The sequence below is a fragment of the Rhizobium sp. P1_E6 genome (genome assembly GCF_056405875.1).
Window position 1 is genome coordinate 1 of the sequence record NZ_JBFUBG010000014.1, and the last position, 13,546, is coordinate 13,546.

12 protein-coding genes are annotated in these 13,546 nt (G+C 61.3%); 7 read left to right on the forward strand and 5 right to left on the reverse strand.

Annotation, left to right across the window (positions count from 1 at the left end; translation table 11 throughout):
- Both AC1D35_RS10020 and AC1D35_RS10025 read right to left on the reverse strand, forming a co-directional pair.
- A partial coding sequence (locus tag AC1D35_RS10020; protein WP_477938564.1) for a thioredoxin domain-containing protein occupies positions 1 to 221 on the reverse strand: 221 nt, incomplete at its 3' end.
- A gap of 96 nt (positions 222 to 317) precedes the next feature.
- Positions 318 to 1,700 (reverse strand): TIGR03808 family TAT-translocated repetitive protein, encoded by a 1,383-nt coding sequence (locus tag AC1D35_RS10025; protein ID WP_113309922.1) that lies wholly within the window; start codon positions 1,698 to 1,700, stop codon positions 318 to 320.
- A gap of 226 nt (positions 1,701 to 1,926) precedes the next feature.
- On the opposite strand from AC1D35_RS10025, the gene AC1D35_RS10030 reads away from it, so the two are divergent.
- The gene (locus tag AC1D35_RS10030; RefSeq protein ID WP_113309923.1) at positions 1,927 to 4,224 is read left to right on the forward strand and encodes an EAL domain-containing protein; all 2,298 of its coding nucleotides are present in this window, start codon (positions 1,927 to 1,929) and stop codon (positions 4,222 to 4,224) included.
- Here AC1D35_RS10030 and AC1D35_RS10035 read toward each other — a convergent pair whose 3' ends face one another.
- Positions 4,225 to 5,196: a glycerophosphodiester phosphodiesterase family protein gene (locus AC1D35_RS10035; protein WP_113309924.1), complete on the reverse strand. Its 972-nt coding sequence runs from the start codon at positions 5,194 to 5,196 to the stop codon at positions 4,225 to 4,227. It abuts the gene before it with no gap.
- 139 nt (positions 5,197 to 5,335) lie between these two features.
- On the opposite strand from AC1D35_RS10035, the gene AC1D35_RS10040 reads away from it, so the two are divergent.
- Positions 5,336 to 5,902: a dienelactone hydrolase family protein gene (locus AC1D35_RS10040; protein WP_113309925.1), complete on the forward strand. Its 567-nt coding sequence runs from the start codon at positions 5,336 to 5,338 to the stop codon at positions 5,900 to 5,902.
- 5 nt (positions 5,903 to 5,907) lie between these two features.
- Here the strand turns inward: AC1D35_RS10040 and AC1D35_RS10045 are convergent, their stop codons facing one another.
- Positions 5,908 to 6,504: a DUF922 domain-containing protein gene (locus AC1D35_RS10045; protein ID WP_113297119.1), complete on the reverse strand. Its 597-nt coding sequence runs from the start codon at positions 6,502 to 6,504 to the stop codon at positions 5,908 to 5,910.
- A 158-nt stretch (positions 6,505 to 6,662) separates the two neighbouring features.
- Between AC1D35_RS10045 and AC1D35_RS10050 the strand changes: the two genes are divergently transcribed.
- The 5 genes from AC1D35_RS10050 (at position 6,663) to AC1D35_RS10070 (ending at position 12,373) form a co-directional block, all read left to right on the forward strand.
- The gene (locus AC1D35_RS10050; protein ID WP_113297118.1) at positions 6,663 to 7,673 is read left to right on the forward strand and encodes a ligase-associated DNA damage response exonuclease; all 1,011 of its coding nucleotides are present in this window, start codon (positions 6,663 to 6,665) and stop codon (positions 7,671 to 7,673) included.
- A 175-nt stretch (positions 7,674 to 7,848) separates the two neighbouring features.
- Positions 7,849 to 9,474 carry a cisplatin damage response ATP-dependent DNA ligase gene (locus AC1D35_RS10055; protein ID WP_113300229.1) on the forward strand — a complete coding sequence of 542 codons (1,626 nt, stop codon included), beginning with the start codon at positions 7,849 to 7,851 and terminating at the stop codon, positions 9,472 to 9,474.
- 115 nt (positions 9,475 to 9,589) lie between these two features.
- The gene (locus AC1D35_RS10060) at positions 9,590 to 10,513 is read left to right on the forward strand and encodes an alpha/beta hydrolase family protein (protein ID WP_113300314.1); all 924 of its coding nucleotides are present in this window, start codon (positions 9,590 to 9,592) and stop codon (positions 10,511 to 10,513) included.
- Between the two features lie 145 nt (positions 10,514 to 10,658).
- Entirely contained in the window at positions 10,659 to 11,471 is an 813-nt protein-coding gene (locus tag AC1D35_RS10065; protein ID WP_477938565.1) for a L,D-transpeptidase, read from the forward strand.
- A 176-nt stretch (positions 11,472 to 11,647) separates the two neighbouring features.
- A complete protein-coding gene (locus tag AC1D35_RS10070) occupies positions 11,648 to 12,373 on the forward strand; it encodes a L,D-transpeptidase (protein ID WP_113300231.1) in 726 nt (241 codons plus the stop codon).
- Positions 12,374 to 12,516: 143 nt separating this feature from the next.
- Here the strand turns inward: AC1D35_RS10070 and AC1D35_RS10075 are convergent, their stop codons facing one another.
- Positions 12,517 to 13,479: a LysR substrate-binding domain-containing protein gene (locus AC1D35_RS10075; RefSeq protein ID WP_113300232.1), complete on the reverse strand. Its 963-nt coding sequence runs from the start codon at positions 13,477 to 13,479 to the stop codon at positions 12,517 to 12,519.
- Positions 13,480 to 13,546 lie beyond the last annotated feature (67 nt).

Genomic DNA, 13,546 nt, shown 5'->3' on the forward strand with positions numbered 1-13,546 from the left:
ATGTCCTCAAGTTTGCAGGCAGTGATCCAGCTCATTCGGCCGCTCCCTTGACTTCCATGCCGGCCTTGCGGGCTGCGAGTTTTTCTTTGCGCCGGCGAGAGCGGGTTGGCAAGCCGGTTGGCCTGCAGCACCGGCACGGATCTGAATTCGATCCCCAGTTCCTCGGCCATCCAGTAAACGCGCGCGGAACGCGAGCGGTAAACCCCGTAGATTGTCAGCATGGCATATCCCCTTCCATTTCGCGCCAACCCTAAAGCCAGTGCAGGAACGAAGAAAGCATCCGCGGATGATATGTCGATGAAAGCTTTTGATAGCGCTCAGGAAATCCGGTTCCGCGCGACGGTCAGCTGACCGTAGGGGGAGCTATCGTCCGCAAGCTCGTCCGAGACCTGCTTCTCCCATTCGAAGCCCAGCACAGCGCCCTTGCCCATCTCCTGGAAGATGTTGTCGGTGATGACGGCTGAACCTGCGCCCTCGGCAACCGAGACCGCGCAGCCGACCGGCGACTTGCGCACCACATTGCCGTTGACGACGACGTTGCGCAGATAGGATCCCCAGCCGATCTGCAGCCCCCAGCGCGGCGCATCCTCGATGACATTGCCTGATACCAGCGTATCGGCCTCCGCCGCGATGCCGATACCGAAGCCGACTTCGTGTTTGTAGGGACCTTTGAGCGTCAGATTGCGGATGACGTTGCCCGTCACACTTGCCAGCCGGCCGCCCTGGTCGAAATTGGCAATCGAGATACCGTTAGCAGCGCCGTCGATCATGTTGCCTGACACGACGGCGCCGACGAATTCGAACTCGACATAAATGGCCGTCTCGCCCGAGCGGCGGCACTGGTTGTTGCTGATCAGGATGTTGGAGCCGGAATTGGCACGGACTGCGGTAAAGGCGCAGTCGGAGATCTGGTTGTCAGTCACCGTCACCCCGTCGGCGCGGAAAATATTGATGCCGTTGCCATTTTCGCCGGTGCCGCCGTCATTGGCGCGGATATTGGAGACACGATTGCCGGAAACGATCGTGCCATCCTCGGCCTTCTTCCAGCGATGCACCAGAATGCCGCCATTGCCGCAGTCGGAGACTGTATTGCCCGTGATCGAAAGCCCCGCCGATTCCACCGCGTAGATGCCGGACTGCCCGGCGCCCGAGATCTTGCTGCGCTCGATCCGCCCGCCGCAGCGCTCGAGCTGCAGCGCGTGCTTGCGGCTGCCGACGATCTCGCAATTGTCGATCAGCACCTCGCCGACGCCGGTGAACTGGATGAGGGCGCCGGCATAATCGGCTAGCCAGCGGTTCGATCCGTCGATGACGAGATTAGAAAGCTCGATGCGGCCTGCATTCTCTGCGGCAAAGAGGTGACCTTCGCCGGTATAGACGATCCGCGTCGCACCGGGCACGCCTGTGATCCGCGTATTGTCCGGCAGCGTCAGGTTGGAGATGCGATAGGTCCCAGGCGGCAGGAAGACCGGTACGTTCTCGAGCGCCGCTTTCTCGATCATCTGCTGCAGATTGCGGTTCTTCTTGTCGCCGCTTTCGGGAATGGCGCGATACTGCACAGCATCGATCGATCCGCGCAGGTAGGGCTGCCCTGCGCCGACGGGACCCGCAAAAGCGCGCGGCGCCATCATGGCGGCTGCAGAAGCAGCTGCCATGCCAAGTATATCCCGCCGGGAGATTTTGCTGAAATCTTTCTTCATGTCACAGCCTCACGCAGGAATCATGCCAGCAGAAATGTTTCTTTTCGACACATATCCGCAGAAGAAGAATAACCATCGGTCGAGTAGCAAACGCAACCTCTCGAATATTGTCGTCTTGTTCACCTTTCCATTTAAACACCCCGAAGGAAATGCTCGTTATTTTAGAAAGCGGTTTCAATTATGACTATTGTGGATAGGCCTGCGGTTACCGGGAGAGAACAGCGTCATGAATGGAATGGGTGTCCGACGTTGGGAATCTGGTGATAACTTCAGTGCCGAGACACAACGTATCGTAGCTGCCACAGAGGCAATGATGGCGGCGACTGCCCATCATCTTTCCGAAGGCATAGAGAACCTCCGCCTCAAGGCGATCGTCCACGAGCTTCCCGATTTTCTTTACGTCAAGGACCGTGACGGCCGCTTCGTCTTCGCCAATGCTGTCATGGCGCGCAGCCACGGGCTGGAGAACGCTGCCGAGATCGCCGGCAAGCGTGACTTCGACCTGTTCGATTTTGAGACGGCCCGCCGATATTTCGATGTCGAGCAAGACATCATGTCGGGCGGCGAGCCCCGCATCGACATGGAAGAATTCGTGCCGCTGCCGGATGGCGGCATCATGTGTCGTCTGACCTCCAAGATACCGCTGCGCAACGACCGCGGCGAGGTGGTTGGCCTCATTGGCGTGTCTCGCGATATTACCGAGCGCAAGCGGCAGGAGGAGCTCTATCGCGGCCAGGCGAACCTTCTGGAAATGATCGCCCGCAACGAACCGTTGCCGATGATCCTCGAGGCGCTGGTGCTCATGATCGAGCGCCAGATGACCGGCATTTCCGGCTCCATTTTGCTGCTCGACAGCGAGGGTACGCGGCTCTACCACGGCGCGGCTCCCAATCTGCCCGGCGCCTATAGCCGCATGATCGACGGCGTCGCTATCGGCCCGAAAGTCGGCTCCTGCGGCACGGCAGCCTGGCGCGGCGAAACCGTTATCGTCGAAGACGTCATGGCCGATCCGCTCTGGGAGGATTTCCGGGCAATGGTCAGCCAGTTCGGCTTCCGCTCCTGTTGGTCCACGCCGATCTGCACGTCGCAGAAGAATGTGTTCGGCACCTTCGCGCTTTATTCAAAAGAGACGCGACGCCCGACCGAACACGAGATGACGCTGGTGGCACTTGCCACCCATATCGCCGGCATCGCCATCGAGCGCAAGCGAGTGGATGACCGCATCCATTTCATGGCCCATCACGATGATCTGACGGGCCTGCCGAACCGCGCTTTTCTCAAGGAGCGAATGGCGAAGATCCTCGATCAGGCTCGCCGCAACAACCGCAAGGTCACTGTCGCCTATATCGATCTTGATAATTTCAAGGAGATCAACGACACGAGCGGTCATGCCGCCGGCGACGAGGTGCTCAAGGAGACCGCTGCCCGCATGGCGAATTGTTTGCGCGCCTCTGATATGGTCGTGCGCCTCGGCGGCGACGAATTCCTCGTCGTGCTCGTCCACCAGTCCAGCCACGATGCCGGCATGATGCGGCGATTGCGTGAACTGCAGAAGGCGATTTCCAAGCCGGTCCGCTCCGAGGTAGGTGAGATCGCCGTTACCTCCAGCATCGGCATCGCTGCCTTCCCATGGGACGGCGCCACACCGGACGAGTTGCTCACCAACGCGGATCGCGCCATGTACCGTGCCAAACAGCTAGGCCGGAACACGCTGCAATATCACGACGGCGTCGTGAGCAATTCCGCCGGCCTGCCACTCAGTGAACAGGAGGAACTGCGCCAGGCGATCGTCGCCAACCAGCTTTTCCTGCTCTACCAGCCGCAGGTCGATGTCGCGACCGGCCGCATTACCGGCCTCGAAGCTCTGGTGCGCTGGAACCATCCGGAGAAGGGCGTGATACCGCCTGTCAATTTCATTCCGCTTGCGGAAGAAACCGGTCTCATCGTGCCGCTCGGTCTCTGGGTGCTGAACGAGGCCTGTCGCCAGGCCCGCACCTGGCAGGATATGGGCCTGACGCCACTGACCATGGCCGTCAACGTCTCGCCCAAGCAGTTTGCCGATCCTGATTTCGCCTCCCACGTCGCCGAAGCGATCGATAGCCATAGGCTCAATGCGCGCTGGCTGGAACTGGAGGTGACTGAAAGCGTCATCATGCAGGATGCCGCCCGCGCGCTCGCCATCATGCTGTCGCTGCGTGCGCTCGGCGTGCGCCTGTCGATCGATGATTTCGGCTCCGGCTATTCCTCGCTTGCCGCGCTGAAGACCTTTCCCTTCGACCGGTTGAAGATGGACCGCTCATTGGTCGAGGCCCTGCCTGCCGACAAGACCGCCGTCGCCATTGCGTCGGCCGTCATTTCGCTCGCACAGACGCTGAAACTCTCGGTGCTCGCCGAAGGCGTGGAAACCGATGCGCAGCTGGAATTCCTGCGCCATGTCAGATGCGAGGAGGCGCAGGGCTATCGTTTCTCCAAGCCTGTCGCGCCGGAAGAGATCGTCGTCATGCTGCTGGCGCGTGGCGCCTGATCACTTCATCAGATCGGCAATCGTCTCGATCTCGTTCGTCCATATGCCGCCGGAGTAATTGGCTGGCAATTGCGCGAAGCGTTCGGCATTGTCGATACCGGTCGAAAAGCCGCCGCCGTGATAGGGGCCGATGACGAAGACCTGTGTATTTGCATCCTGCATGCGGTTGAGGAACCTGTCCGGCCAGCCCCAGAGCCATGGCGCATAATTGATCGGAACCAGCATCATAACATTCTTGCAATCATCAGGCAGAATGCCCGTCCAGCCGTAGCCGATATAGCCGGTAAGGCAGCCCATCAGGCTGGCGCGTGAAGCCGTGCGGATATCGGACGCCAGTTGCCGGAGCTGGTCGATCGGCTCATTGCCGCCATAGACGATGATCTTCGCGCGCCGTTCGGCAGGAAGGCCGTTCAGCACGGCAGCCAGCTTCTCGCCCTCCAAGGGGTCGCGGCTTTTGACATTGATGAGCAGATGTTTGTCCGGGAAGGTGGAGAAAACCTCGTCGAGCGTCGGCATCAGGCCGATGCCCTTGCCGCGGAAGGGGAAACTCTTGCCGCCATCGGCCGTATAGCCATAGCCGATGTCGAGTGTCTTCATCTCGGTCATGGAATGTTCGCGCGTGACGCCATGTCCGTCCGTGCGGCAGTCGAGCGTCCAGTCGTGGAAAACGGCGAATTGTCCGTCCGTCGTTGGGTGCACATCGATCTCCACTACATCGGCGCCGGCATCGAAGCCCGCCTGCATCGAGCGGATGGTATTCTCAAGATAATCGTGCTTCGGCGGCAGCATGCGCGTGGCCGTGCAGGTATCGTTCTTCAGATCCGTCTCGTCGAAGCGCTGGGCGATGCCGCGATGCGCCAGAAGCAGTGGCTTGCCCTCTCTATGTTCGGCTAAAAAGCTGGTATTATTGAGATAAACTGCGGCGGCAAAGGCGAGAACCGCCACGCCTGTATATTTGAGCTTCCGTCCCATCATCCCCTCCGGTCGTGCCTGGCAAATGGCTAGAAAGCGATTCCGGTGGATCTTTGGCTCATTTGGGGCTTTTATGGGTAAAGGCTCGCCTTCACGTTGCAGAAACCCTATGTTGACCCCGCAAAGCAGGGAGGTAGCGATGGCGGCGATTGTACTTTTTCATTCGGTCTACGGATTTCGGTCCCTTGAACGCGATGCTGCGGAGCGTCTGCGCGCGGGCGGCCATCAGGTGATCACGCCCGATCTCTATGAGGGCAGGGTAGGGCGCACCCTCGAAGAAGGCTTCGCCTTCAAGAAAGAGATTGGCTGGGCCGAACTTTGCAGGCGCGCTGAAAAGGCGGTCGCCGACTTGCCGTCCTCGGCCGTCCTCGGCGGCTTCTCCATGGGCGCAGGCGTAGCCGCAAGCCTCTGGTCGGGCCGACCGCAAGCAGCCGGCATTCTCTTGCTGCATGGTATCGCAGAAATTCCGGCCAATGCGCGCGAAGGCATTCCCCTGCAGGTCCATCTCGCAGAGCCCGACGAGTTCGCACCGGCGGACGAGGTAGCTCCGTGGCGCGCGCATGCTGCAAGAGCCAATATCGGCCTGGAGATTTTCCTCTATCCCGGCGTCGGTCATCTCTATACCGATCCGTCGCTGCCTGACTACGATGCAAAGGCGGCGGAGGCCACCTGGAGCCGCGTCGACGCTTTCCTCGCCGCGCTCTGAACCGGTCAGGAACCGTTCACCAGCTTCAGGATGAGCTGTTGGATGTTGCCGCCTTCGCTCATTTCCACGCGGTCGAAATCCCGGCCGCGCTGGCGCTGCTTGTTGGAGAGTTCCCCGAGCCGGACCGTCAGTTCGGGCCTGATCTTCTTGCAGCCGGGATCGTCAGGCACCGAGAAGCCGTTGCTCAGCGTCTCGATCTCCTTGACCATTTCGATGATCGTCTCGCCATGCCAACGCTCATGCGTGCGCACGCCGGTGATGAAGCTATCCCAGCTTGCCTTGGTGGCCGCCGGCAGGTCGTTTGGCGCTTTCGGCAGCGTGTAGATGATGGTGAGCTTCGGCTTTGCGAAAGTCAGCGTGCAGGCACTGCCCTGCTGTTCATATTTGCGCGTCCAGGTCAGCTTGAAAGTCGTATGCGCGATGACCCGTCCCGGCCCGACCTGCGGCCCGCGTTCGCCGATCGACCGGTAAAGCTCCATGCCGGTGCGGCCGGTGATTGCGTAAGCCTTCACTTCCTCACTCGGCTGCCAGTCGTTTGCCGCGGCCGCGGCAGGCAGCATCAGCCCGAGCGCCACCAATGCATATCCGAAAACAGTCTTCATACGCCTCTCGTTTGCTTACCCGCTGCAGCGCGGGCGAAGCTAACGAGGCTTGTGGGCGGATGCAATGGCGGGGCGACGCGCATGGCCCGCCTTCACTGCTAAATTTGGCGCTGCGTATCCCACTGGCGCAAAACACATTTCCCACTATCTTTGCTGTCATGAGACCAGACGCGCTGCTCTATCCCGCCCCCGAAGGGCTCTATTGCCCGGAAGGCGGCTTCTATGTCGATCCGGTGCGGCCGGTGGAGCGGGCGCTGATCACTCATGGCCATTCTGACCATGCTCGTCCGGGCCATGTGAACGTGCTCGCCACCCGCCAGACGCTGGACATCATGCGCATCCGCTACGGCGACGGCTTCTCGGCCAGCGAACAGCCGGTCGCTTTCGGGGAGGAACTCGTCGTCAATGGCGTGAAGGTGAGCTTTTATCCCGCCGGCCACGTGCTGGGCTCGGCCCAGATCGCCATCGAGAAGAATGGTACACGCATCGTCGTATCAGGCGATTACAAGCGCCGCCCGGACCCGACCTGCGAAGCCTATGTGCCGGTGCCCTGCGATGTCTTCATCACCGAGGCGACCTTCGGCCTGCCGGTCTTTCATCATCCCGATCCAATAGACGAGACCGGCAAGCTGCTCGCCTCACTGCGCCAGTTCCCCGAACGCACGCATCTCGTCGGCGCCTATGCGCTTGGCAAGGCGCAGCGCGTCATCCGCCTGCTGCGCGATGCCGGTTACAGCGAGCCGATCTACATCCACGGTGCCATGGAAAGGCTTTGCGATTATTACGTGAGCCAGGGCATCGATCTCGGCGAACTCCTGCCGGCCACCATCGAAAGCCGTGATAAGTCCGTCTTCAAGGGCGCCGTCGTCGTCGGCCCGTCCTCTGCCTTTGCCGACCGCTGGGCACGTCGCTTCAACGACCCGCTGCCTTCCTTTGCCTCTGGCTGGATGATGGTGCGYCAGCGCGCCAAGCAGCTCGGCGTTGAATTGCCGCTCGTCATATCAGACCATTGCGATTGGCCGGAACTGACCGAGACGATCACCGAACTTGCCCCGCAGGAAGTCTGGGTTACTCATGGCCGCGAGGAGGCGCTGGTCCGCTGGTGCGAGCTGCAGGGCATCAAGGCCAAGCCGCTGCATCTGGTGGGTTATGAAGATGAGGGGGATTGAGGATGGCGTTTGCGGCTGAAAACCCCTACCCAACCCCTCCCCACAAGGGGGAGGGGCTTTCGTGCCGCACCCTCGGCATTCCGTTTGCAGCGACCTGGAAGCATCTGCAGTTTAGCCCCTCCCACCTGTGGGGAGGGGTTGGGGAGGGGACTTTCTCCGAAGTCGGAGGTTCAATATGAAAGCCTTCGCCGACCTCCTAGACCGCCTGGTCCTCACCCCCAGCCGCAACGGCAAACTGAAACTGCTGACCGACTACTTCCGCGACACGCCGGACCCCGATCGCGGCTACGGCCTTGCCGCCATCGCCGGCACGCTCGAGGTGCGCGACGTCAAGCCCGCCATGCTGCGCGAACTGGTTCTGGAACGCATGGACGACGTGCTTTTTCGTTATTCCTATGACTATGTCGGCGACCTTGCCGAAACCATCTCGCTGGTCTGGGACAATGAGCGCGATATCGACCGTTCCGCGCTTGCCCAGCCGCGCCTGGGAGAAGTCGTCGTCAAGATGAACTCCCTCGGCCGCACCGAGGTGCGCAGCTTCGTGCGCGACCTGCTCGACCGTCTCGATTCCTCCGGCCGCTTCGCCTTCATCAAGCTTGCGACCGGGGCGCTGCGCATCGGCGTGTCCGCCCGCCTCGCCAAGCAGGCGCTGGCCGATCTCGGCAATAAGGATGTCACCGAGATCGAAACGCTTTGGCACGGACTGCAGCCGCCCTATGAAAGCCTCTTCAAATGGCTGGAGGGCGGGGAAGAAAAGCCGGTGCTTGCAACACCTGCGATTTTCCACTCGGTCATGCTCGCCAATCCGGTGGAGGAGGGCAATCTCGATGCTCTCGACCCCGCCGAATATGCCGCCGAATGGAAATGGGACGGTATCCGCGTCCAGCTTTCCCGCTCCGGTGAGACGCGCAGGATCTACTCCCGCTCCGGCGACGATATCTCCGGCGCCTTCCCCGATATACTCCAATCGATCAGCTTTGCCGGCGTCGTCGACGGCGAGCTTTTGGTCGGCGGTACGGCGCGCTCCAACAACCCGACCCGCACCTTCTCCGATCTGCAGCAGCGCCTCAATCGCAAGACGGTGACGGCAAAAATGCTGGAGGAATATCCCGCCTTCATCCGCGCTTACGACATGCTTTTCGACGGTGAGCAGGATGTGCGCGGCAAGAACTATATCGAGCGCCGCGACCGTCTCGCCGAAATCATCGAACACGCGCCTCACGACCGATTCGATCTGTCGCCGCTGGTGCCGTTCTCGACCTGGGAGGAGCTGGACGATCTGCGTGCCGCCCCGCCCGATCCCGTCATCGAAGGCGTGATGATCAAGCGCCGGGACAGCATCTATCAGGCCGGCCGCATGAAGGGGCCGTGGTTCAAGTGGAAGCGCAACCCTTTCAATGTCGATGCGGTGCTGATGTACGCCCAGCGCGGCCACGGCAAGCGCTCCAGCTATTATTCGGATTTCACCTTCGGCGTCTGGGCGGAAGGGGAGGACGGCGAACAGCTGGTTCCCGTCGGCAAGGCCTATTTCGGCTTCACCGATGCCGAGCTCGAAGTGCTGGACAAGTTCGTGCGTAACAACACGACCGAGCGCTTCGGACCGGTCAGGGCTGTCAGGGCCGACAAGGAATTCGGCTTTGTGGTGGAAGTTGCTTTCGAGGGAATCAACCGCTCTACCCGCCACAAGTCCGGCGTTGCCATGCGCTTCCCCCGCATCGCAAGATTGCGTCCCGACAAGCCCTCTTACGAGGCCGATCGCCTGCGCACGCTCATTGCTATGATCGACGCCAAGGCGGGTTGATGACATCTGCCTGCGCAACAATGACGCAGGCCCCCCGTTTTCAACAGCATGTGTATTGGCGGCAACGCGCTTCCGGTGCAGATTTTTTGAGCCGGGAAAATGATGGATGCCGCGTATGAACTCGCAAGAACGAAATGCTTTTTTCCGTCGACGCCGCGGTCTGCTTGCAGGCATGGCGGGCTCTCTTTTGCTGCCCAGCCTTGCGAATGCCTTCGATGTTCCCGACGTTCCAAGACTCGCCAAGCATGACTATGCTGGTGTCCGCCATCACTTCCGCACCAAACTGCTGCAGAAGGGGCCGGCGCCGGACAAATACGAGCCGCTGACGGCACCCGCCGATGCCGACCGGATCTTCTACCGCTCCGGCTACGGCGGCGAGCTGGAACTGACGGCCTGGGTTTCCAGATACAAGCGGGAGCATAAGGCCAAGCCCGGCATCCTCTTCCTTCATGGGGGCAATGCCATGGGCATGGGCCACTGGCAGCTCATGAAACCTTACGTGGATGCCGGTTATGTGGTGATGATGCCGTCCGTGCGCGGCGAAAACGGCCAGATGGGCAATTTTTCCGGCTTCTATGACGAAGTCGACGACGTGCTCGCCGCGACCGAGCGTCTGCGCCATCTGCCGGGCATCGATCCCGAGCGTCTCTTTATCGCCGGTCACAGCATCGGCGGCACGCTGACCATGTTGACGGCGATGAGTACGCGTCATTTCCGGGCGGCCGTGCCGATTTCGGGTAACGCGGACGCCTTCCGGTTCTTCAACCGCTACCCCGAAGACATTCGCTTCGACGATTCGAACGCGCATGAGTTCGAGGTGCGCACGGCGCTTTGTTATGCGCACAGCTTCAAATGCCCGGTGCGTGTGCTGCACGGCACGGAGGAATCGCATTTCAACGACCGGGCTGACCTGCTCGTCGCGCGCGCCCGTGCGGCGGGCACGCGTATCGAAGCTGACCTGGTCACCGGCAACCACACCTCGGCGCTTCCCGCCGAGATCGAACAGAGCATCCAGTTCTTCCACGGTGTCGCGGCCTGACAGCCGCCGGATGCTGATCCGGCAAGGGCCTGCATCCACTGCTTATTGGTGCCGTTTCGGCCTCTGCCACCAGCCTCGCGCCAGCCGCGAATGCCATCCTGCGAGCAGATATGCTGTCTCTGTTATCGCTGATGAGGGTGGTTTCATGAATTTTCTGYGCCGGGCTTTCCCGTTTGCCGGGCTCGCGGCTGCTGCAATGACGCTCAGCGGCTGCAATATTCTCATTCCGGATGTCGCAGCCGATTCGCCTGCGCGCTTCGTGCAGGAAATCTCCCCCGTCTTTTACGAGCCGCCGGGCGTCGATCCGCGCCGCGTCAAGCCGATACCCGACCAGCCGGTGCCGCAGACGCGCGAACTCTATAAGACCCAGTTCCACCAGACCTATGGCCTGCCGGTCAGCAATCCGCTGAACCTCAACATGGGCATGTACGGGCAGGTCAGGGACGGCGATTTCACGCTGCCGGCCATTCCCGCCAGCCGCATCCAGCCGGAATATCTGCGCCAGGAGGTCGATTACCAGACCAATGAGCGCCCCGGCACCGTCGTTGTCGATACCAAGGATCGCTTCCTCTATTTCGTCGAAGGCAATGGCAAGGCGATGCGCTACGGCGTCGGCCTCGGCCGCGAGGGCTTCGCCTGGAAGGGCCGCGGCGTCATCCAGTGGAAGCAGAAGTGGCCGCGCTGGACGCCGCCGGTTGAAATGGTTTCGCGCCAGCCGGAAGTCCGTCCCTTCTCCGCGGAAAACGGCGGCATGAATCCGGGCCTCGCAAACCCGCTCGGCGCCCGCGCCATGTATATTTTCAAGGACGGCCAGGACACGCTCTATCGCGTCCACGGCACCCCCGACTGGCAGTCCATCGGCAAGGCGGTTTCCTCCGGCTGCGTACGCATGCTCAATCAGGATGTGGTCGATCTCTATGACCGCGTGCCGGCCAAGTCCGAGATCGTTGTGATGTAGGGCTGCAACAGGGCAGGCGAGATCGTCTGCCCGGAGCCGGACACGTCTGCGTGATGCTATGGTTTATTCAGCATAAGCCGATAGATTTTTTCCTTGTCGATTTCGGCATTGGACGAATCAGGGGTCAGCTGCGCTTATGGCGAGCCCCGTATCACGAAGGAAATTAGTTCCGCGTCATGAGCCTCGATAAATCCCTCTCCCGTCGTAGTTTTCTTTCCTTTTCGGCTTTGACAGCGGCTTCCGCGCTGGCAGGCTGTGCCTCCACCTCGAATACGGTCGAGAATGGCGGCATGTCGATCAGCTACCGTTCGCCCTTCCGCGCGTTCCAGACGACGAGCGCGCCCGGCGAAGCAGAACTTGCCGTCATGTACGGCCCAATCGAAGACGGCGGTTTCCTGATCCCCGCCGTTCCCTACCAGCAGATCGATCCGCGCTACTATCGCCAGCAGGTCGTGGATCCGACCGGCCTGCCGCCCGGCACCATCGTCGTCGATACGCCTTCGCGCTTCCTCTATCTCGTTCAGCCCGGCGGCATGGCGATGCGCTACGGCGTCGGTATCGGCCGCGAAGGCTTCGCATGGGCGGGCAACGGCGTGATCCAGTGGAAGCAGAAATGGCCGCGCTGGAAGCCGCCGAATGAGATGGTCGCCCGTCAGCCGGAACTTGCGAAATACTCGATCGAGCGTGGCGGCATGGAGCCTGGCCTCTTGAACCCGCTCGGTGCGCGTGCGCTCTACATCTTCTCGAACAATGAAGATACGCTCTACCGCCTGCACGGCAACCCGGAATGGCGCTCTATCGGCAAGGCCGTCTCGTCGGGCTGCGTGCGCCTGCTCAACCAGGACATCATCGACCTCTACGATCGCGTTCCGAACAAGACCCCGATCGTTGTTTGGCAGTGAGGAACGGTCGGGCGAAGCCCGAGCAATCGATCCAGTGAATCGATTGCAGTGACGAACGCCCGAAGCGCAAGCGCAGGGCCGGAGGGTGCCTCGCCCAAAACACAAAACCGCCCAACACGGGCGGTTTTCTTTTGACTTGATAGTTACGCCGCCTCAGCGCAAATCCCAGCCTTGCACCCGGAAGCAAGCAGCGCCTTATCCGCCACCTCGACAAACAGCCGCCGAAACCACGCCGCCCGCTCATCGGCCCGGTCAACCCGCCGATAGAGCATGGACACCGGATCAGCCGGCAACTCGATCGGCGGCATCGAAACCTCGAGATGATGGAGCTGCGCCATGCAGCGCCCAAGCGATTCCGGCACGACGGCGATCGACGGCATGGCTCTGAGCGCCGGGGGAACAGCCGAATAGCGCGGCACGGTCGCCACCACATTGCGGCTCAGGCCCACCTTGTCGAGGGCCGCGTCCACTGCGGTGGTTGCACTGCCGACGAAGGAGATGGCGATGTGCGGCGCGGCGGTGAAATCCTCGACGCTGAGCGGTGGCTTCAGCTTCAATTGCTGCGGATCGTAGATGGCGATCGAACACTGCTCGAAAAGCGGCATGCGGACATGCCAGGAGGCCGGTTCGCTATGAACGGAAATGCTGAACTCGTACGCGCCGTCATCGAGCATCTGCGCCGCATCGCGCTTGTCGGCTGCGACGCCCACGAGCCGCGCAGCCGGCGCAAGCTCACGCAGCCGTGCGACCAGCGGGCCGAAGAAGGCGGTCTCCAGATTGTCGCACATGCCGACGCGGAATTCGCCCCGCCAGGTTGTCGGATCGAAACTCATCGGTGGGCGGATGGCCCGTTCGATGCCGGAGAGCGCATCCTCGATTGCCGGTGCGATGGCCAGCGCCCGAGCCGTCGGTTGCAGGCCGCGGCCGACCCGCACGAACAGTTCGTCGTCCAGTGCTTCGCGCAGCCGCTTGAGCGCGGCCGAAAGCCCTGGCTGGCCGAGCAGCAGCCTTTCGGCTGCGCGGCTGACATTGCGCTCCTGCATCAGCACCGAGAAGGCGAGCAGAAGGTTCAGGTCGATTTTGCGAAGGGTGGCGTCATTCATCATTATTGGTAATACCTGGCATGGCTACTATCAATTTGCAATAGGATTTGAAGCTGTACATTTTCTCGTT